Below are 18,036 nucleotides of genomic sequence, written 5' to 3' on the forward strand. Positions count from 1 at the left end.
CGGACGGGACTGGTTCGTCCGGCCGGGTCGTTTTACCAGCTGCCGTAAGGGTTCTTGGACAGGTAGGCGTTGGTGTAGCGGCCGTCCTCGGTCACTTCCTCGCCCACCCAGCCGGGCTTGGCGAAGGGCGTGTCTTCGCCGGGCAGTTCGATCTCGGCCAGCACCAGGCCGGCGTTGTCGCCGAAGAACTCGTCCACTTCCCAGACAAAGCCGCCGTGCTCGATGCGGTGGCGCAGCTTGTCCACCACCATCGGGCACATCGCGGCCATGATGGTTTGCGCGTCGGCCAGCGGGATGGCGTATTCGAACTCGTGGCGGCTGACGTTGCTGATATTGCTCTTCAGCGTCAGCCAGGCCTGCTCGCCCACCACCCGCACCCGCACCGTGCGTTCCTTTTCCACCGACAGATAGCCCTGCCGGTATTGCACGGCCGGGGCCAGGCCGCGCCAGTCGTCGCCGCTCACCACGAAACGGCGTTCGATTTCCAATGCCATCGATCAAATCCTCAAGCGAATTCAGGGTTAGGGGCGCGTCAGAACGGCTTGACCACCACCAGGATCACCACCGCCAGCAAAATCAGCACCGGCAGCTCGTTGAACACGCGGAACCAGACATGGCTCTTGCGGTTGCTGTGGGTGACGAAGTCGCGGCCCAATTTGGCGCAGTAGCCATGGTAAACGGCCAGCAGCGCCACCAGCGCCATCTTGGCGTGCAGCCAGCCGCCGGAAATGCCGAAATCCAGCCACAGCAGCAGGCCGGAGCCTATCGCCAGCACGGCTAGCGGCGTCATGAAGCGGAACAGCTTCCTGGCCATCAGCAGCAGGCGGTCGTATTCCGCCGGCTGGCGCGCCATCGCCAGGTTGACGAACAGCCGCGGCAGGTAGAACAGCCCGGCGAACCAGGACACCACGAAGAAGATGTGGAAGGCTTTCAGGTACAGATAGCTCATCGACTTTCCTATTGAGGCGGGATGGGGCGATGGACCGGACGCCGCCGGCCCGGTTCCCGCCGGATCAGGACCAGGCCTGCCGTTGCGCCTTCGGCAGCTTGCCCAGCACCAGCTCGCGCGAGCGTTCGATGCCGCGGCGGATGTCGTCCGGCGCCAGCGCTTCCAGCGAGGTCGCCTGCACCCAGCGGGCGCGGGCCAGATACGGCGCCGGCCGCATGCCGGGCAGGCCGGACAGCGCCAGGAAATCGCCATCGTCGACCTTGTAGCTGATGCCGGCCTCGCCGCAGACCAGGAACATCTTGCCGCCGATGGAGACCACGCGCGTCCCGCCCCATTTGACGTCGTACTCGGCGCCCGGCAGCGCGCGGGCGTGGTCCAGCATCTCGTCGAACAGGGCGGCGGGCAGCGGCATCGCTCAGCCTTTCTTGGGCGCGGCCTGGTACAGCGGCCACACTTGCGGGATATGGGCCTGCAGGTCGCGGATGCGGGTGGGCCCGGACGGGTGGGTCGACAGGAATTCCATGCCGTTGCCGCCGCCGGCCGCCTGCATCTTCTGCCAGACGTTGACCGCGGAGTTGGGGTCGTAGCCGGCGCGGGCCATCAGCTCCAGGCCCATGACGTCGGCCTCGGACTCCATCGCGCGGCTATGCGGCTTGGACAGCGTCACGTCGCCCACCAGCGAGGCCAGCTTCAGCTGGCTGTCGTTGAGGCCGACCAGCGCGCCGACCAGGCCGAGGCCCATTTGTTGCGCGTAGGCCTGGCTCATGTTCTCGCGGGTGTGCTCGCGCAGCGCGTGCGAGATCTCGTGGCCGATCACGGCGGCCAGCTCGGCGTCGGACAGCTTCAGCTGCCTGACCAGGCCGGTGTAGACCATGATCTTGCCGCCGGCCATCGCGTAGGCGTTCATGTCGTCGGTGGTCAGCACGTTCACCTCCCAGCGCCAGTTGCGGGCGTCGGGGCGGAAGGACGGCGTCTGGGCGATCAGCCGCTGCGACACGCGGCGCACGCGCGATGTCAGCGCCGGATCGGTGTTCAGGCGGCCAGCGGCGCGGGCCTTCTGCAGCTCGCCGGCGTAGGACTTGGCCGACATCTGCTCCACTTCCTGGCTGGACAGCAGCATGCTCTGGCCGCGGTTGACGCCGACCGCGCCGCCGGCGGTGGTGTTCACCTGGGCACAGGCGGCCAATAGCGTGGCCAGCAGCGCGCCGCCGATCCAGCGGGCCCGTCTTCCGGCCATCAGATTTCCACCATCTGGAAATCGTCTTTGCGGGCGTCGCAGTCGGGGCAGGTCCAGTTGGGCGGCAGGTCTTCCCAGCGCGTGCCCGGCGGGATGCCGTCTTCCGGCCGGCCGGCTTCTTCGTCGTAGATGAAACCGCAGATCAGACACATCCAAGTACGCATCGCTTCGCCCTCGTGTTCGGATAAAATGGGTATTCTAAATCGTGCCACCGCAATAAAACAGAAGAGGTTCGCCCTTGACCACTCCTCCCCCCCCTCCCGTGGTGCTGACCCTGGCCGGTTCCGACCCTTCCGGCGGCGCCGGCATCCAGGCCGACATCCTGACGCTGGCCAGCCTGGGCTGCCATCCGCTGTCGGTGATCACCGCGATCACGGTGCAGGACACCGTGGGCGTCAACGACTTGATGGTGCTGGACGCGGACTGGGTCAATGACCAGGCCCGCTTCCTGATGGAAGACATGCAGGTGGCGGCGTTCAAGATCGGCATGCTGGGCAGCGTGGAAAACGTCGCCGTGGTGGCGCAGCTGATCGCCGACTATCCGGACATCCCGGTGGTGCTGGACCCGGTGCTGGCCAGCGGCGGCGGCCACGAGCTGGCCGACGAGGATCTGATCGGCGCGATGCGCGACATGCTGATTCCGCAGGTATCCATCCTGACGCCCAATAGCCTGGAGGCGCGGCGATTGGCCAGCAACGATCCGGACGACGATGAGGAGCTGACGCTGGACCAGTGCGCCGAGCGTCTGCTGGGGCTGGGCTGCCCCTATCTGCTGATCACCGGCACCCACGAAAACACCAAGGAAGTGGTCAACAGCCTGTACGGCCAGGACGGCGTGGTGCGCGCCGACCACTGGGAGCGGCTGCCTGGCAGCTACCACGGCTCCGGCTGCACGCTGGCCTCGGCCATCGCCGGCATGCTGGCCACCGGCCTGTTGTTGCCGGAGGCGGTGCGCGAGGCGCAGGAATACACCTACCAGACCCTGGTCAACGGCTTCCGTCCCGGCATGGGCCAGTTCCTGCCGGACCGGATGTTCTGGGCGCGCGGCGACGACGAGGAAGACGGCGATGCCGCCAAGGGTTGAGGGTTTGTACGCGGTGACGCCGGACGGCCTGGACGACGCCCGGCTGTTCGCGCTGGCCGGGGCGGCGCTGGCGGGCGGCGCGAAGGCGCTGCAGTACCGCGACAAGAGCGGCGACGCCGAACGCCGGCTGCGCCAGGCGGCGGAGCTGCGCCGGCTGTGCCGGGTCCACGGCGCGCTGTTCATCGTCAACGACGACGTCGAATTGGCCGAGCGGATCGGCGCCGACGGCGTCCACCTGGGCCGGGACGACGGCGACATCGCCGCCGCGCGCATCAGGCTGGGCGCGGATGCAGTGGTAGGCGCGTCCTGCTATGACCGCATCGAACTGGCGCGGGCGGCGCGGGCCGCCGGGGCCAGCTACGTCGCCTTCGGCGCGGTGTTTCCGTCGCGGACCAAACCGCACGCGGCCGCCGCGCCGCTGTCGCTGTTCGCCGAGGCGGCGGTGCTGGGCGCCAACGCGGTGGCGATAGGCGGCATCGCGCCGGACAACGCGGCGCGAGTGGTCGAGGCCGGCGCGGACGCGGTGGCGGTGGTGGGGGGGATATTCGAAGCGGCCGACGCGGCGGCGGCCGCGCGGGCGCTGGCGGGCCTGTTCACAGCACGGTGATGTCGGCCAGCCGGTAGCTGCCGGCGCGGTCTTCCTGGCAGAAGACGCGGGCGCGCACGGTGACGGCGCGGCCCTTCAGCCTGGCCATGTCCTCTTGGCTCAGCGCCAGGCTGCGCATTTCCTGCTCGCCGCAGGCGGCGCCGTCGTCCAGCCGCAGCGGGTGGTCCAGCTTCAGATGATAGGCTTGGAACAGCGTGCCCTCGGCCTTGCTGCCGGAGCGCACGGGGCCGATCACGGTGCCGCTCAGGGTCAGGGGGGCGGCGGAATCGCCGTTTATGCGGAAAACCTGGCCGGCGGCATGGCCGGCCAGGCTGCTCGCCAGCATGAAGCCGGCCAGCGCGGTACTGCAGAGCTTACTCATCCCGATGAATCTACCAGTCCATTATTTTTTTCAGACTTGTGACGCCATTTCATCAGCGATTCATCTGTCCGACAATCAGGGATATCCCGACGTTGGCCAAATAAAAACGCCCCCGCCTGATGACGGGGGCGTTTTTCGATGCCGGGAATGGCTCAGCCGTTGACCTTGCGGTACAGCTGGATCAGCCGGCGGGTGGAGCTGTCGTGCTCGGCCTGCTCCAGCTTGCCGGTCAGCTCGGCGTGGATGGTCTTGGCCAGCTGCTTGCCCAGCTCCACGCCCCATTGGTCGAAGCTGTTGATGTGCCAGATCACGCCCTGGACGAAGATCTTGTGCTCGTACAGCGCGATCAGCGAGCCGAGGTTGCGCGGGTCCAGCCGGCTCATCAGCAGGGTGTTGGTCGGACGGTTGCCGTCGAACACCTTGTGCGGCACCAGATCGTCCAGCGCCGCGCCCTTCAGCCCCTGCTCCGCCAATTCGGCGCGCGCCTCGTCGGCGGTCTTGCCGCGCATGAAGGCTTCGGCCTGGGCGAACACGTTGGCCAGCAGGATTTCGTGGTGGCCCGGCAGGCTGGAGCGGTTTTCCAGCGAGGCGATCAGGTCGATCGGCGAAATGTGGGTGCCCTGATGCAAGAGCTGGAAGAAGGCGTGCTGGCCGTTGATGCCGGTCTCGCCCCAGATGATGGGCGCGGTTTCAAAGTCGACCGGCTGGCCGTCCAGCATGGTCTTCTTGCCGTTGGACTCCATGTCCAGCTGCTGGATGAAGGCCGGCAGCCGGTGCAGGTACTGGTCGTACGGCGCGATGACGTGGCTGCCGCCGCCGTAGTAGTTGATGTACCAGACGCCTATCATCGCCAGCAGCACCGGCATGTTCTGCTCGAACGGCGCGTTCATGAAGTGCTGGTCCATGATGTGGGCGCCGTTGAGCAGCTCGGTGAAATTCTCTTCGCCCAGGTAGAGCATGATGGGCAGGCCGATGGCCGACCACAGGCTGTAGCGGCCGCCGACCCAGTCCCAGAATTCGAACATATTGGCCGGGTCGATGCCGAAGTCCGCCACCGCCTTCTGATTGGTGGACACGGCGACGAAGTGCTTGGCCACCGCCTTTTCGTCGCGGGCGCGGGCCAGGAACCACTCGCGCGCGGTCAGCGCGTTGGTCAGCGTCTCCTGGGTGGTGAAGGTTTTGGATTCCACGACGAACAGCGTGGTCTCCGGGTGCACCTTCTTCAGCGTTTCCTTCAGCTGCGCGCCGTCGACGTTGGAGACGAAGTGCATGTTCAGCCGCGGATGGCCGAAGGGCTTCAGCGCGCTACAGACCATCAGCGGGCCGAGGTCCGAGCCGCCGATGCCGATGTTGACGATGTCGGTGATCGGCTGGTTGGTGTAGCCCAGCCAGTCGCCGGAGCGCACCGCGTGGGAAAACTTGCCCATCCGCTCCAGCACCGAGTTGACCTTGGGCATCACGTCCGCGCCGTCGACGCGGATCGGCGAGTTGGTGCGGTTGCGCAGCGCCACGTGCAGCACCGCGCGGCCCTCGGTGCGGTTGATCTTCTCGCCCTTGAACATGGACTTGATGCGCGCGGGCAGGCCGGCTTCGCGCGCCAGCTCCATCAGCCCCAGCAGCGTGGCGTCGGTGATGCGGTTCTTGGAATAGTCGAGGAACAGTCCGCCCACTTCCAGCGAGTAGCGTTCGGCGCGGCCGGGATCGGCGGCGAACAGCTCCCGCATGTGCAGGTGCTTGGCCTCGGCGAAATGGTCCCACAGGGATTGCCAGGCCGGCAGTTCGGTCAGTTCACTCATGATGTCTCGTCCTATTCCTGTTGTTTATTGTCCAGCCTGCGGTTCTTCAGGCTGTGCTTGGTCTTTTCCAGCTGGCGGATCAGGCCCGGGCCGCGGCGCAGCGCCACGCTGACCGTCAGGATGTCGATCTGCACCAGGTGCACGATGCGCGAAATCATCGGGCTGTAGGTTTCGTTGTCTTCCAGCGTGTCGGCGATCAGCGACACCGTGGCGCGGCGCGCCAAGGGCGAGCCGCTGGTGGTCAGCGCGATCACCTTGGCGCCGGAGGCCAGCGCCACGTCCACCGCGTCCAGCAGCTCCATGGTGCGGCCCGAGCTGGAGATCGCCACCAGCACGTCGTCCGGGCCCAGCACCGACGCCGCCATCATCTGGATGTGGGTGTCGGAATAGGCGACGGTGGGGATGCCGAAGCGGAAGAACTTGTGCTGGGCGTCGGCGGCGATGATGCCGGAGTTGCCCAGGCCGTAGAACTCGATGCGGTTGGCGTCGGTCAGCAGCCGCACCGCGGCTTCTATCGCCTGCGGATTGACGTCGTTGCGGCACTTGAGCAGCGCCGACACGGTGTTGTCGAACACCTTGGCCACGATCTCGGACGTCGGGTCTTCCGGCCGCACGCTGGAATGGACGTAGGGCACGCCGGTCACCAGGCTGCCGGCCAGCTTCAGCTTGAAGTCGGGCAGGCCGGAGCAGCCGACGGTGCGGCAGAAGCGGATCACGGTGGGTTGGCTGACGCCGGCGTTCTTGGCGATCTCGGCGACGGCGGCCTGGATCACGGTGTACGGCTGCTCCAGCACCAGATCGGCCACCTTGCGTTCGGCCGAGGACAGCTGTTCCAGCTGGCCGCGAATGCGATCAAGCATGCATGTCTCCTGCGGTGCCGCCGCGAGGATGGGTGGTCGTGTCCACCGGGGCCGGGTCGCGCGGCGCCAGGTGGTCCGCCAGATGGGCGGCCACGCCCGGCAAGGCCGGATAGGCGCTGGTGATCAGGTAAACCGGAATATCGGCCAGGTAGGCCGACATCCGCCCCTTGTCCTCGAAACGGCGGCGAAATGGGGATTGTTCAAAAAAACCGCTCAAACGCGGCACAATACCACCACCTATGTATACCCCGCCACGGGCACCGAGGGTCAAGGCCAGGTTCCCGGCCGCGGAACCCAGCAGTCCGCAGAAGATTTCCAGCGTTTCGCGGCAGCGCGAGTCGGCGCCGGACAGGCCGCGGGCGCTGACTTCGGCCGGCGCCAGATCGAGCTCCGCCGCGCCGTCCAGCGCGCACAGCGCCTGGTGCAGCAGGCTGAGGCCGGAGCCGGACAGCAGCCGCTCGTGGGACACGTGGCCGAAGCGGGACGAGACGTAGCGCCAGACGCCGATCTCGCGCTCGTTGGCCGGCGCGAACGAGGTATGGCCGCCCTCGCCGGACAGCGCGCGCCAGCCGCCGGCGTGCGGCACCAGCGCCGACACGCCCAGCCCGGTGCCGGGGCCGATCAGCGCCAACGGCGAATCCGGCCGCGGCTCGCCGCCGCCTATCCGCGAGAGCTCGCCGCGCGGCAGCCTGGGCAGGGCCAGCGCCAGCGCGGTGAAGTCGTTGAGCAGCAGCAGCGTGGTGAAGCCCAGCGCGCGGCGCGTCGCTTCGATGGAAAACGTCCAGTGGCAATTGGTCATCGTCACCTGGTCGCCGTTCAGCGGATTGGCGATGCCGATCGCGGCGTGGGCGACGCGGCGCGCGCCGACCTGGGCCAGGTAGTCGCGCAGCGCATCCTGCAGCGTCGGGTAGCGGGCGTTGGACAGCGCCAGGATGTCTTCAATCACCCCGGGCGCGGTTTCCAGCGCGAAGCGCGCGTTGCTGCCGCCGACGTCGCCGAGCAGCCGCGGCCAGGCTTCAGGCAGACCAGTAGACATCGAACGGCACCTTGTCCTGGGCCAGGAAATGGCTGATCGGCAGCGCGTCGTCGGGTCCGCGGGCGGCGGCTTCCAGCACCTCGCGCTTCTTGGCACCCTGGATGGACAGGATCAGGCAGCCGGCTTGCAGCAGCGCGGCGTAGCTCAGCGACACGCGGCGGTGCGGCGCGGTTTGCGGCGTCACCGCCAGGAAGGGCGCCGGATTGGCCGGGTCCAGGCCGGCGGCCAGTTCCGGCGCGCCGGGAAACAGCGAGGCGGTATGGCCGTCCTCGCCCATGCCCAGGATGGCGACGTCCGGCGCGATGAAGTCGCGGTTGTCGGCCGCCACTTCGGCATCGATGTTGGCGACGGCGCGCACCAGCGGCAGGAAGCGGGCGGTCGCGGCGCGGCCCTGCAGCAGATGCTCGCGCACCAGCGCGCCGTTGCTGTCGGCGTGGTCGGGAGCGACGAAGCGCTCGTCCACCAGGCTGACGGTGACGCGCGCCCAGTCTATCGCCATCTCGGACAAGAGCTTGAACAGCGGGATCGGCGACTTGCCGCCGGACACCGCCAGCGCCGCGCTGCCGCGGCTTTCGATGGCCGCCGCCAAGCGGGCGGCGATGCTGTTGGCCAGCGCGTCGGTCTGTTGCGCGGCGTCGGGGAATTCCAGCCAGTTCATGTCAGCACTCCTCGTGCCAGCTGATGCCGTCGCGCGACAGCAGCGCGCTGGACGCGGCCGGGCCCCAGCTGCCGGCGGTGTACTGCTTGGGCGGGCTGTTGGTGCTGGCGGTCCAGGTGTCCATGATCGGCTCCACCCAGCGCCAGGCCTCGATCAGCTCGTCGCGGCGCATGAACAGCGCCAGCTTGCCGCGGATCACGTCCAGCAGCAGGCGCTCGTAGGCGTCGGCGCGGCGCACCTTGAACGCCTTGTAGAAGTCCAGGTCGAGGTAGGTCGGCTGCAGGCGCATGGTGTCGCCCGGCTCCTTGGCCAGGAAGTGCAGGCGGATGCTTTCCTCCGGCTGCAGGCGGATCACCAGCCGGTTGGCGTGGTGGCTGCCGCCCAGCGGGCCGGAAAACACCTGGTGCGGCACGTCGCGGAAATTGATGACGATCTCGGCCAGGCGCTCCTGCATCCGCTTGCCGGTGCGCAGGAAGAAGGGCACGCCGGCCCAGCGCCAGTTGTCGATTTCGGCCTTGATGGCGACGAAGGTCTCGGTCTGGCTGCCGGCCGGGATGCCGTTCTCCTGCTGATAGCCGACCACCGGCTGGCCGCCGCTGGCGCCGGCCTTGTATTGTCCGCGCACGGTTTTGGCGGCGACATCCTGCTCGGCGAACGGGCGCAGCGCCTTCAGCACTTTCAGCTTCTCGTCGCGGACGGCGTCGGCCTCCAGATTGGCCGGCGGCTCCATCGCCACGATGCACAGCAGCTGCAGCAGGTGGTTCTGCACCATGTCGCGCAGCGCGCCGGTGCCGTCGTAGAAATCGCCGCGGCTGCCGACGCCCAGCTCTTCGGAAATGGTGATCTGCACGTCGTGTATCCATTCGCGGCGCCACAGCGGCTCGAACAGCGCGTTGGCGAAGCGGATCGCCATCAGGTTCTGCACCGACTCCTTGCCCAGGTAGTGGTCGATCCGGTACAGCTGCTCTTCCTTGAAGAAGCGGGCGACGTCGTCGTTGATCTCGTTGGACGAGGCGAGGTCGGTGCCCAGCGGCTTCTCCAGCACCACCCGCACATTGGGGCGGTTGAGGCCGACGGCGGCCAGGTTCTCGCAGATGCCGGCGAACAGATTGGGCGCGGTGGCCAGGTAGCACACCACCACCTTGCCGGCGTCGTCGCCGATTTTCTCGGCCAGGGCCGGGAAGTCGGCGGCCTGGGAGGCGTCGACGCGCAGGTAGTCGATGCGGCTACAGAAGCTCTGCCAGGCGGCATCATCGAAATGGGTCTTGATGTGGATGCGGGACTGCTCTTCGACGGAAGCCAGGTAGTCGTCGCGGCTCAGATCCTTGCGGCCCAGCGCCAGGATGCGGCCCTGCTCGTTGAGCAGGCCGGCGGCGTGGGCCTGATACAATGAAGGCAGCAGCTTGCGCATCACCAGGTCGCCGGCGCCGCCGAACAGCACCATGTCAAAGGCCGGAGTAGGGGTAGAACGAGTCTCCATCCTGATCTTCCATCTCGTTAAGTGTATTAGATGTAGTTATATTACCATTCGCCATCGAGCTGTCTACGTCGGTACAGACGATGTGGCCGCTTTTGCAACACCATTTGCCTTGGCGCAAAAATCGGCTATTTCCGCTGGAAATCCTTGAGAAGAAATAGGATAGTCGCCTTGGGCCGCCGCGCGGGGCGCGTAGCGAACCTTGCATTTTGAGTGTAGTAAAACTACCATCAGTTTCAAATCCAATTACGGAATGTCATCATGGCCTTGCATCCCACCCTGTCCGCCGTCACCGACCGCATCGTCGCGCGCAGCCGCGCGCGCCGCGACGCCTACCTGGCGCGCGTGCGCGCCGCCGCCCAGCAGGGCCGGGTGGAACGCGCCCAGCTGTCGTGCACCAACCTCGCCCACGCCTTCGCGGCGATGCCGGATACCGTCAAGATCCACCTGAAGGAAGAGCACCGGGCCAACCTGGCGATTGTATCTTCCTACAACGACATGCTGTCGGCCCACCAGCCGCTGGCGGCCTTTCCGGCCTGGCTGAAGGAGGCCGCGCTGGCCGCCGGCGCCACCGCTCAGTTCGCCGGCGGCGTGCCGGCGATGTGCGACGGCGTGACGCAAGGCCAGCCGGGCATGGAGCTGTCGCTGTTCAGCCGCGACGTGATCGCGATGAGCACCGCCGTCGCGCTGTCGCACCAGATGTTCGACGCCGCGCTGTATCTGGGCGTGTGCGATAAGATCGTGCCGGGCCTGATGATAGGCGCCCTCACCTTCGGCCATCTGCCGGCGCTGTTCGTTCCCGCCGGCCCGATGACCACCGGCATCGCCAACGACGAGAAGGCCAAGGTGCGCCAGCTGTACGCCGAGGGCAAGGTAGGCCGCGACGCGTTGCTGGAGTCCGAGTGCCAGTCCTACCACGGCCCCGGCACCTGTACCTTCTACGGCACCGCCAATTCCAACCAGATGCTGATGGAGATCATGGGCCTGCACCTGCCGGGCGCCGCCTTCGTCAATCCGAACACCGCGCTGCGCGAGGCGCTGACCCGCGCCGCCGCCGTCCAGGGCAAGAAGATCGCCGCCCAGGGCGAGCAGTTCACCCCGGTGGGCGAGATGATCGATGAGAAATCCATCGTCAACGCCATCGTCGGCCTGCTGGCCACCGGCGGCTCCACCAACCACACCATGCACATCGTCGCCATCGCCCGCGCCGCCGGCATCGACGTCAACTGGGACGATTTCGACCAGCTGTCCGCGGTGATTCCGCTGTTGGTGCGCGCCTATCCGAACGGCAAGGCCGACGTGAACCACTTCCACGCCGCCGGCGGCATGGGCTTCGTGATCCGCGAGCTGCTGTCGGCCGGCCTGCTGCACGAGGATGTGGGCACGGTGATGGGCCGTGGCCTGTCGCATTTCACCCGGGAGCCGTGGCTGGACAACGGCGAGCTGAAATGGCGCGACGCGCCGGCGGTCAGCGGCGACGACAGCGTGCTGCGCCCGGCGTCCAATCCCTTCTCCGCCGACGGCGGCCTGAAGCTGATGGCCGGCAACATCGGCCGCGCGGTGATCAAGGTGTCGGCGGTGAAGCCGGAACACCGCGTGGTGGAAGCGCCGGCGGTGGTGTTCCACGACCAGAACGACATGCTGGCGGCGTTCAAGCGCGGCGAGCTGGAAAAAGACTTCGTCGCGGTGATCCGCTTCCAGGGCCCGCGCGCCAACGGCATGCCGGAGCTGCACAAGCTGACCCCGGCGCTGACCATCCTGCAGGAGCGCGGCTTCAAGGTGGCGCTGGTCACCGATGGCCGCATGTCCGGCGCGTCCGGCAAGGTGCCGGCCGCCATCCACGTGTCGCCGGAAGCGCTGTCCGGCGGCGCCATCGGCAAGGTCCGCGACGGCGATTTGATCCGCGTCGACGCGCACACCGGCGAGCTGTCCGCGCTGGTGGACGCCGCCGAGTGGGCGGCGCGCGAGCAGGTCCAGGCCGATCTGTCGCACAACGATTACGGCATGGGCCGCGAGCTGTTCGCGGTGTTCCGCCACGGCGCCGACGAGGCCGAGGCCGGCGCGATGAGCTTCCGCCACCCCGCCTGGAACTGAGCGCGGGCGGCACAATATTCAGCAGGGCGGCGCAGCGTGAGTCTGGCCGTCCGCCAACAGGAGATGGAAATGGATGCATTGTCTGTACTGCGCCAGGGCCCGGTGGTTCCGGTGATCATCGTCAACGACGCCGCGGTGGCGGTGGACCTGGCCCGCGCGCTGGTGAACGGCGGCATCAAGGTGCTGGAAGTCACGCTGCGCACCAAGGCCGCGCTGGCGGCGATGCGCCGCATGCGCGACGAAGTGCCGGAAGCCATCGTCGGCGCCGGCACGCTGCGCAACCGCGCCCAGTTGGAGGCGGCGGTGGACGCCGGCGCGCAGTTCGGCATCAGCCCGGGTTTCTCCGGCGAGCTGGCCTCGGCCGCGCGCGCGTCCAATCTGACGCTGATCCCCGGCATCGCCACCCCGTCGGAAGCGATGTGGGCGCAGGACGAAGGCTTCAACACGCTGAAACTGTTCCCGGCCGAGGCGGTGGGCGGCGTCAAGCTGTTGAAGTCGCTGGCCAGCCCCTTCCCCGACCTGCGTTTCTGCCCGACCGGCGGCATCGACATCAAGAAAGCGCCGGAATACCTGGCATTGCCCAATGTGCTGGCCGTCGGCGGCAGCTGGCTGACGCCGGACGACGCCATTGCCGCCCGAGACTGGGACCGCATCACCGCGCTGGCCCGCGAGGCCTGCCAGCTGAGCGCCGGCTAAGCGCCCCGCTGCCGCTGCATCGATGCCGCCCATGGGCGGCATTTTTCATGGCCGCGCTTGGGTTTGGCGGCGCAGGCAAAACCTCGCAGAACCCTGAGCCGAGGCGCGCCGGCTCAGGACCAGGAGTTGAGCGGGCTCTAGGGCGCGAACACCCGCTCGGCCATGTGGTCGATGAAGGCGCGCAGCCGCGGCGGCATCGCCGGCGTCGCCGGCCACAGCAGATACAGGTTTCCGCTGCGCGCCACCGCGGGCGCGTCCAGTTGCGCCAGCGCGCCGGCGGCCAGCTCGCGCCGGACGGAGAAGTCCGGCAGGCAGACGATGCCCATGCCGCGCGCGGCCAGTTCGATCAGCGCCTCGCCGGTGTTGCAGCTGGCGCTGACCGGCGGCGAGGCGTCCTCCCCCTCGGCGTCCAGCAGCGGCCATGGCAGCAGCTTGCCGCTGTGGGGCAGCCGGTAATGCAGGCAGCGGTGGTGTTGCAGATCGCGCGCGGTCCGCGGCGCGCCGTATTCGGCCAGGTAGCCGGGCGAGGCCAGCAGCCGCATGTGGTAGCTGCCCAAGCGCCGCGCGGCCAGCCGGGAATCGCCGGGCTCGCCGCCGCGCACCACCACGTCGAAGCCCTCGCCTATCACGTCCACCAGCCGGTCGCTGTAGTCCAGGTCCAGCGCCACCTGCGGATAGCGGCGCATGAAGTCGGCCAGATGCGGCGTCAAAAGCCCGCTCTCGTGGGGCACCCCCACCTTCAGCCGGCCGCTGGGCGCGGCCAGGCCCTGCTGCAGCTCGCGCTCGGCCGCTTCCGCCTCATCCAGGATGCGCAGGCAGCGCGCCAGGTATTGCTGGCCTTCGGCGGTCAGCGCCAGCCGCCGCGTGCTGCGGTGGACCAGCCGCGCGCCCAGCCGTTGTTCCAGCCGCGCCAAGCCCTTGCCCACCGCCGACGCCGACAGGCCCAGCTGCCGTCCGGCCGCCACCAGGCTGCCCTGGCGCGCGATCTGGGCGAACAGCTCGATTCCGCTCATTCTGTCCATGGTTTTCTCTGAATTGCGGAAATAATTTCCATTATGAGCGGCATGCTAACCCATTTATCCGTCATGGACGCGCTTTTAGCATCGGGGTTTCAACCCATGCAGGAGCTTTGCCATGCCGACGACGACAGCGCATCCCGAACCCAATGGCGCGCCGCCGCTGCCCGCCGCCATCTATCTGCTCAGCCTGTGCATTTTCGCGATGGCCACTTCGGAATTCATGGTGGCCGGCATGATGCCGTCGCTGGCGGCGGCCTTCCGCGCCTCGCTGGCCGATGTCGGCAATCTGGTGTCCGCCTTCGCCGCCAGCGTGGTGGTCGGCGGGCCGCTGCTGACCTGGCGGCTGCGCGCGGTCCGGCGCAAGCCGGCGCTGCTCGGCCTGCTGGCGGTGTTCCTGGCCGGCCAGCTGATCGGCGCGACGGCCGACGGCTATCCGCAGATGCTGGCGTCGCGCATCGTCTGCGGCGTCGCGCAGTCGGCCTTTTTCGGCGTGGCCCTGGCGCTGGCCGGCGAGCTGGTGGGCATGGACCGCATCGCCCGCGCCGCGGGCCTGGTGTTGAACGGCCTGATGCTGGCCTCGGTGGCCGGCCTGCCGATGGCGACGCTGTTGGATCAATACTGGGGGTGGCGGCCGGCGTTCTGGCTGGTGGCGGCGCTGGTGGGGCTGGCGATGCTGGGCATCGCCGCGGCGGTGCCGGCCGGGGACAAGCCCGCCGGGCAGGAGGCGGGCGAGGAATGGCGGGCGCTGGCGCGGCCGGCCTTGTGGGCCGCCTATCTGTCCAGCGGCCTGATCATCGGCGCGGTGTTCGCCGCCTTCACGTATCTCGCGCCGCTGTTGCTGCGCGTCAGCGGTTTTTCCCCGGCGATGGTGCCGCTGCTGTTCGGCGTCTACGGCGCGGCGACGGTGCTGGGCAATCTGGTCACCGGCCGGCTGGCCGACCGCCACACCCGACGGGTGCTGCAGGGCGGCGTCCTGACGCTGTTTTGGGTGATGCTGGCCTTGGCGCTGGGCGCGCAATGGCAGGCGCTGGCCGTGGCCGGGGTGGGCTTGCTGGGGCTGGCCGGCTTGCCGATGAATCCGGCGATGGTGGCGCGGGTGGTGCGCGCCGGCGGCGCGGGGCCGATGGTGAACAGCCTGCACATGGCGGTGGTGAACCTGGGGCTGATGTTCGGCGCCTGGGCCGGCGGCCTGTGCCTGGACGCCGGCTGGGGCCTGCGCGCGCCGCTGTGGCTGGGCGCGGCGCTGGCGCTGCTGGCCTGGCTCAGCCTGGGGCTGGACCGGAGCGGCTACAGCTGGCGGACCACCGCCAGCTCGCCCGGCCTGCCCAGGTGATAGCCCTGGTATAGCTCGACGCCGAGCGCGCGCATCGCTTCCAGCTGCTCGGCGGTTTCTATCCCTTCCACCAGCATCCGGCTGCCGATCTGCCAGCCGAATTCCAGCAGCGCCGGCAGCCTTTGCGTCTGGCCTGCCATGTGGTCCAGCAGCAGGCTGCGGTCGATCTTGATGATGTCGGGGCTCAGTTCGCCCATCCTGTCGCGGCGGGAGGGCAGCGCGCCGAAATCGTCCACCGCCAGGCCGAAGCCCATTTCCGCCGCGTGGCGCATGCCGTTCAGCAGCGGCTGGCCGTGGTGCTCCACCTCGAATTCCGGCAGCTCGAAGATCACGCCGCCGCTGTCCAGCTCCACGCTCTGCAGCATGCTGCTCAGCAGCGGCAGGTGGGTGCGGCCGCTCTGGTCTTGTTGCACGGTGGCGGGCATCAGGTTCAGGCACAGGCAGCCGCCCTGGCCGCTCTGGGCGAAGTTGCGCACGTGGATCAGCCGGGCCAGGCGGTCGGCCTCCAGCGCCATGTCCGGCGCCAGCGAGGCGAGAAAACGGTCTGGCGGCAGCCATTCGCCGCCCTCGTCCACCACGCGCAGCAGCGCCTCGTGGCCGAACAGGCTGCCGCCCTTGTAGAAGATGGGTTGGAACGCGCTCAGCAGGCGGTAGCCGGCCAGGCTGGCGCAGTAGCGGCCGGAAGCGTCGCGGAACAGCATGCTGCCCGCCTGCGCGCCAAGAGTGGGCTGCATGGCGCACCTGCCTTGGAGAGGAATCGACGTTTCAGCATAGCAAAATCACGTAGCGGAATAAGACGCGCTAACAAAATCTTGCAGAGTATTCCGGCCCGCGGAGCCGTTATCTTTCTGGCCTGGAGCCCGGCGGCGGAAACCGTCGGCAGGCATTCATTCCGCCAGATGCAGCTGGGTGCCGGACTCCTGGATGACGCGGGCGATGGCCGGCGGCACCGGCTTGTCGGTGAACAGCGCGGCGATCTGGGAAAGCCGGCCCAGCTCCACCAGCGCCGGGCGGTCGAACTTGCTGTGGTCGGCGGCCAGGAACACCTGGCGCGATTGCTGGATGATGGCCTCGGTGGTGCGCACTTCGCGGTAGTCGTAGTCGCGCAGCGTGCCGTCGGACTCGATGCTGGACACGCCGATGATGCCGTAGTCGACGCGGAACTGGCGGATCATCTGCACCGTCGCCTCGCCGGTCAGGCCGCGGTCGCGCTTGCGCAGCGAGCCGCCCAGCACGATCACCTCGCAGTCCGGGTAGTCGCACATCTGCTCGGCCACGTGCAGGTTGTTGGTGATCACCCTCAGGCCGCGGTGGCGGTGCAGCGCCTTGGCCACCTCTTCCGTGGTGGTGCCCAGGTTGATGAACAGCGAGGCGTTGTCCGGGATGTGGCGGGCCAGGCAGGCGGCGATGCGGCGCTTTTCGTCGATGCACAGCACCTGCCGCGCCTGGTAGGCGACGTTCTCGACGCTGGACAGCACGCTGGCGCCGCCGTGGTAGCGCTGCAGCAGCTGGTGTTCGGACAGCAGCGAGATGTCGCGGCGTATGGTCTGGCGGGTGACGGAGAAGTGGTCGGCCAGCTTCTCCACGCTGACGTAGCTCTCGCGCTTGACCATGTCCAGCAGCTCTTGTTGACGTTGATTCAGAATCAGCATTCTTGTTGTTTCTCCGCGTATTGCGGCTGATTGTAAGCGATTTGCATCCGCGCCCGTCAACGCCCGGCCCGGCTAGCCTAGCAGCCGCGCGCGGGTCTCCTCGGCGATGGCGAGGCAGCTGGTCAGCCCCGGCGACTCAATGCCGAACAGGTTGACCAGGCCCTTCGCGCCGTGGACCGCCCGGCCCTGGATGACGAAATCGGCGTCCGGCTCGCCGGGGCCGGCGATCTTGGCGCGGATGCCGGCGTAGCCGGGCGTCAGCGAGCCGTCCGGCAGTTGCGGCCACCAGGCGCGCACCGCGTGGTAGAAGGCGGCGGCGCGCGCCGGGTCGACGTGGTAGTTGACGCCGTCCACCCATTCCACGTCTGGGCCGAAGCGCGCCTGGCCGCCCAGGTCCAGCGTCAGGTGGCTGCCCAGGCCGCCGGCTTCCGGCAGCGGGTAGATCAGCCGCGAGAAAGGCGCCAGGCCCTGCAGCGAGAAGTAGACGCCGCGCGCGTAGCGGGCTTTCGGAACCGCATCGACGGGCAGGCCGGCGATGGCGCGGGCGAGGTCGGGCGCGAACAGGCCGGCGGCGTTGACCACCTTGTCCGCCAGCAGCTCCATGCCGGCGACGCGCAGCACGATGCCGTCGGCGGTGACCGCGCCGCCCTCCACCGGAGATTCCAGCGCCAGCTGCGCGCCGGCGGCTTCGGCGTCGCCCAGCAAGGCCAGCATCAGCGCGTGGCTGTCGACGATGCCGGTGGACGGCGACAGCAGCGCGGCCGCGCAGCCCAGCGCCGGCTCCAGCGCGCGGGCCTCGGCGGCGGAGAGCCGCCGGATGTCGTCCACGCCGTTGGCGAGGGCCTGCTTCTCCAGCGCGGCGAGCTTGGCCAGCTGGCCGCGGCGGCTGGCGACGATCAGCTTGCCCAGCCGCCGGTGCGGCACCGCTCGCTCGGCGCAATAGCGGTACAGCGCGTCCCGTCCGGCCACGCACAGCTTCGCCTTCAGGCTGCCGGCCGGGTAGTACAGGCCGGCGTGGATCACCTCGCTGTTGCGGCTGGACGCGTGCTGGCCTATCGCCCGCTCCGCTTCGACGATCACCACCTCGCGCCCGGCCTCGGCCAGCGTTTTGGCGACGGCCAGGCCGACCACGCCGGCGCCGATCACTACCGTGTCTATCCTGTCCATCGGCTTGTCC

General features: G+C 68.5%; 20 protein-coding genes. 5 read left to right on the top strand and 15 right to left on the bottom strand.

The genetic code is table 11. The features are described from left to right. Nucleotides 1–32: 32 nt before the first annotated feature. From ACX17K_RS14950 to ACX17K_RS14970, 5 genes are all read right to left on the bottom strand, one after another. Nucleotides 33–494, bottom strand: coding sequence for a CYTH domain-containing protein (locus ACX17K_RS14950; RefSeq protein WP_493775427.1), 462 nt, complete (start codon nucleotides 492–494; stop codon nucleotides 33–35). 38 nt (nucleotides 495–532) lie between these two features. Then, nucleotides 533–949 (bottom strand): CopD family protein, encoded by a 417-nt coding sequence (locus ACX17K_RS14955; RefSeq protein ID WP_347370392.1) that lies wholly within the window; start codon nucleotides 947–949, stop codon nucleotides 533–535. A 64-nt stretch (nucleotides 950–1,013) separates the two neighbouring features. Then, nucleotides 1,014–1,361 (bottom strand): MmcQ/YjbR family DNA-binding protein, encoded by a 348-nt coding sequence (locus tag ACX17K_RS14960; RefSeq protein ID WP_231150185.1) that lies wholly within the window; start codon nucleotides 1,359–1,361, stop codon nucleotides 1,014–1,016. Nucleotides 1,362–1,364: 3 nt separating this feature from the next. Next, a complete protein-coding gene (locus tag ACX17K_RS14965) occupies nucleotides 1,365–2,186 on the bottom strand; it encodes a M48 family metallopeptidase (RefSeq protein ID WP_493775428.1) in 822 nt (273 codons plus the stop codon). Beyond that, nucleotides 2,186–2,350, bottom strand: coding sequence for a rubredoxin (locus ACX17K_RS14970; RefSeq protein ID WP_011133707.1), 165 nt, complete (start codon nucleotides 2,348–2,350; stop codon nucleotides 2,186–2,188). The genes ACX17K_RS14965 and ACX17K_RS14970 overlap by 1 nt, the downstream gene beginning before the upstream one ends. A 74-nt stretch (nucleotides 2,351–2,424) precedes the next feature. Between ACX17K_RS14970 and thiD the strand changes: the two genes are divergently transcribed. After that, on the top strand, nucleotides 2,425–3,270 hold the full coding sequence (thiD, locus tag ACX17K_RS14975) for a bifunctional hydroxymethylpyrimidine kinase/phosphomethylpyrimidine kinase (RefSeq protein ID WP_046156085.1): 846 nt from the start codon (nucleotides 2,425–2,427) through the stop codon (nucleotides 3,268–3,270). Then, nucleotides 3,254–3,877, top strand: a complete 624-nt coding sequence (thiE, locus tag ACX17K_RS14980; protein WP_493775429.1) for a thiamine phosphate synthase — start codon at nucleotides 3,254–3,256, stop codon at nucleotides 3,875–3,877. The genes thiD and thiE overlap by 17 nt, the downstream gene beginning before the upstream one ends. Here thiE and ACX17K_RS14985 read toward each other — a convergent pair. From ACX17K_RS14985 to zwf, 6 genes are all read right to left on the bottom strand, one after another. Beyond that, nucleotides 3,864–4,238, bottom strand: coding sequence for a hypothetical protein (locus tag ACX17K_RS14985; protein WP_493775430.1), 375 nt, complete (start codon nucleotides 4,236–4,238; stop codon nucleotides 3,864–3,866). The genes thiE and ACX17K_RS14985 overlap by 14 nt on opposite strands. Nucleotides 4,239–4,390: 152 nt before the next feature. Beyond that, a complete protein-coding gene (gene pgi, locus ACX17K_RS14990; RefSeq protein WP_493775431.1) occupies nucleotides 4,391–6,034 on the bottom strand; it encodes a glucose-6-phosphate isomerase in 1,644 nt (547 codons plus the stop codon). Between the two features lie 11 nt (nucleotides 6,035–6,045). Further along, entirely contained in the window at nucleotides 6,046–6,894 is an 849-nt protein-coding gene (gene hexR / locus ACX17K_RS14995) for a transcriptional regulator HexR (RefSeq protein ID WP_021478900.1), read from the bottom strand. Beyond that, complete coding sequence (locus ACX17K_RS15000; RefSeq protein WP_493775432.1) at nucleotides 6,887–7,930, bottom strand: glucokinase; 1,044 nt, start codon at nucleotides 7,928–7,930, stop codon at nucleotides 6,887–6,889. Before ACX17K_RS15000 ends, hexR begins: the two co-directional genes overlap by 8 nt. Continuing rightward, nucleotides 7,911–8,588, bottom strand: coding sequence for a 6-phosphogluconolactonase (pgl, locus tag ACX17K_RS15005; RefSeq protein ID WP_493775433.1), 678 nt, complete (start codon nucleotides 8,586–8,588; stop codon nucleotides 7,911–7,913). The genes ACX17K_RS15000 and pgl overlap by 20 nt, the downstream gene beginning before the upstream one ends. Nucleotide 8,589: 1 nt before the next feature. Then, nucleotides 8,590–10,068 carry a glucose-6-phosphate dehydrogenase gene (gene zwf / locus ACX17K_RS15010; RefSeq protein ID WP_493775434.1) on the bottom strand — a complete coding sequence of 493 codons (1,479 nt, stop codon included), beginning with the start codon at nucleotides 10,066–10,068 and terminating at the stop codon, nucleotides 8,590–8,592. A 258-nt stretch (nucleotides 10,069–10,326) separates the two neighbouring features. On the opposite strand from zwf, the gene edd reads away from it, so the two are divergent. Continuing rightward, a complete protein-coding gene (edd, locus tag ACX17K_RS15015) occupies nucleotides 10,327–12,159 on the top strand; it encodes a phosphogluconate dehydratase (protein WP_493775435.1) in 1,833 nt (610 codons plus the stop codon). A 69-nt stretch (nucleotides 12,160–12,228) separates the two neighbouring features. Beyond that, complete coding sequence (locus ACX17K_RS15020) at nucleotides 12,229–12,855, top strand: bifunctional 4-hydroxy-2-oxoglutarate aldolase/2-dehydro-3-deoxy-phosphogluconate aldolase (protein ID WP_046156094.1); 627 nt, start codon at nucleotides 12,229–12,231, stop codon at nucleotides 12,853–12,855. A gap of 137 nt (nucleotides 12,856–12,992) precedes the next feature. On the opposite strand, the gene ACX17K_RS15025 is transcribed toward ACX17K_RS15020, so the two are convergent. Further along, a complete protein-coding gene (locus ACX17K_RS15025) occupies nucleotides 12,993–13,877 on the bottom strand; it encodes a LysR family transcriptional regulator (RefSeq protein ID WP_493775436.1) in 885 nt (294 codons plus the stop codon). Nucleotides 13,878–13,989: 112 nt separating this feature from the next. Here ACX17K_RS15025 and ACX17K_RS15030 point away from each other — a divergent pair, with 112 nt between their 5' ends. Further along, on the top strand, nucleotides 13,990–15,207 hold the full coding sequence (locus ACX17K_RS15030; protein WP_493775437.1) for an MFS transporter: 1,218 nt from the start codon (nucleotides 13,990–13,992) through the stop codon (nucleotides 15,205–15,207). Here the strand turns inward: ACX17K_RS15030 and ACX17K_RS15035 are convergent. The 3 genes from ACX17K_RS15035 to ACX17K_RS15045 form a co-directional block, all read right to left on the bottom strand. Continuing rightward, nucleotides 15,162–15,941 (bottom strand): EAL domain-containing protein, encoded by a 780-nt coding sequence (locus ACX17K_RS15035; RefSeq protein ID WP_347751565.1) that lies wholly within the window; start codon nucleotides 15,939–15,941, stop codon nucleotides 15,162–15,164. The two genes, ACX17K_RS15030 and ACX17K_RS15035, sit on opposite strands and share 46 nt — an antisense overlap. 153 nt (nucleotides 15,942–16,094) lie before the next feature. After that, nucleotides 16,095–16,859, bottom strand: coding sequence for a DeoR/GlpR family DNA-binding transcription regulator (locus ACX17K_RS15040; RefSeq protein WP_231163262.1), 765 nt, complete (start codon nucleotides 16,857–16,859; stop codon nucleotides 16,095–16,097). Between the two features lie 72 nt (nucleotides 16,860–16,931). Next, nucleotides 16,932–18,026 (bottom strand): NAD(P)/FAD-dependent oxidoreductase, encoded by a 1,095-nt coding sequence (locus tag ACX17K_RS15045; protein ID WP_493775438.1) that lies wholly within the window; start codon nucleotides 18,024–18,026, stop codon nucleotides 16,932–16,934. Between the last annotated feature and the right edge of the window lie 10 nt (nucleotides 18,027–18,036).

Source organism: Chromobacterium sp. INPA-IVC (assembly GCF_059047085.1).

What these genes read in the sequence shown, in the direction of transcription:
- thiE (WP_493775429.1), top strand. Translation starts at nt 3,254, where the DNA reads ATGCCGCCAAGGGTTGAGGGTTTGTACGCGGTGACGCCGGACGGCCTG.
- ACX17K_RS14950 (WP_493775427.1), bottom strand. Translation starts at nt 494, where the DNA reads ATGGCATTGGAAATCGAACGCCGTTTCGTGGTGAGCGGCGACGACTGG.
- pgl (WP_493775433.1), bottom strand. Translation starts at nt 8,588, where the DNA reads ATGAACTGGCTGGAATTCCCCGACGCCGCGCAACAGACCGACGCGCTG.
- ACX17K_RS15030 (WP_493775437.1), top strand. Translation starts at nt 13,990, where the DNA reads ATGCCGACGACGACAGCGCATCCCGAACCCAATGGCGCGCCGCCGCTG.
- zwf (WP_493775434.1), bottom strand. Translation starts at nt 10,068, where the DNA reads ATGGAGACTCGTTCTACCCCTACTCCGGCCTTTGACATGGTGCTGTTC.
- edd (WP_493775435.1), top strand. Translation starts at nt 10,327, where the DNA reads ATGGCCTTGCATCCCACCCTGTCCGCCGTCACCGACCGCATCGTCGCG.
- ACX17K_RS15045 (WP_493775438.1), bottom strand. Translation starts at nt 18,026, where the DNA reads ATGGACAGGATAGACACGGTAGTGATCGGCGCCGGCGTGGTCGGCCTG.
- pgi (WP_493775431.1), bottom strand. Translation starts at nt 6,034, where the DNA reads ATGAGTGAACTGACCGAACTGCCGGCCTGGCAATCCCTGTGGGACCAT.
- ACX17K_RS14985 (WP_493775430.1), bottom strand. Translation starts at nt 4,238, where the DNA reads ATGAGTAAGCTCTGCAGTACCGCGCTGGCCGGCTTCATGCTGGCGAGC.
- ACX17K_RS15040 (WP_231163262.1), bottom strand. Translation starts at nt 16,859, where the DNA reads ATGCTGATTCTGAATCAACGTCAACAAGAGCTGCTGGACATGGTCAAG.
- ACX17K_RS14965 (WP_493775428.1), bottom strand. Translation starts at nt 2,186, where the DNA reads ATGGCCGGAAGACGGGCCCGCTGGATCGGCGGCGCGCTGCTGGCCACG.
- ACX17K_RS15035 (WP_347751565.1), bottom strand. Translation starts at nt 15,941, where the DNA reads ATGCAGCCCACTCTTGGCGCGCAGGCGGGCAGCATGCTGTTCCGCGAC.
- ACX17K_RS15000 (WP_493775432.1), bottom strand. Translation starts at nt 7,930, where the DNA reads ATGTCTACTGGTCTGCCTGAAGCCTGGCCGCGGCTGCTCGGCGACGTC.
- hexR (WP_021478900.1), bottom strand. Translation starts at nt 6,894, where the DNA reads ATGCTTGATCGCATTCGCGGCCAGCTGGAACAGCTGTCCTCGGCCGAA.
- ACX17K_RS14960 (WP_231150185.1), bottom strand. Translation starts at nt 1,361, where the DNA reads ATGCCGCTGCCCGCCGCCCTGTTCGACGAGATGCTGGACCACGCCCGC.
- ACX17K_RS14955 (WP_347370392.1), bottom strand. Translation starts at nt 949, where the DNA reads ATGAGCTATCTGTACCTGAAAGCCTTCCACATCTTCTTCGTGGTGTCC.
- ACX17K_RS15025 (WP_493775436.1), bottom strand. Translation starts at nt 13,877, where the DNA reads ATGGACAGAATGAGCGGAATCGAGCTGTTCGCCCAGATCGCGCGCCAG.
- ACX17K_RS14970 (WP_011133707.1), bottom strand. Translation starts at nt 2,350, where the DNA reads ATGCGTACTTGGATGTGTCTGATCTGCGGTTTCATCTACGACGAAGAA.
- ACX17K_RS15020 (WP_046156094.1), top strand. Translation starts at nt 12,229, where the DNA reads ATGGATGCATTGTCTGTACTGCGCCAGGGCCCGGTGGTTCCGGTGATC.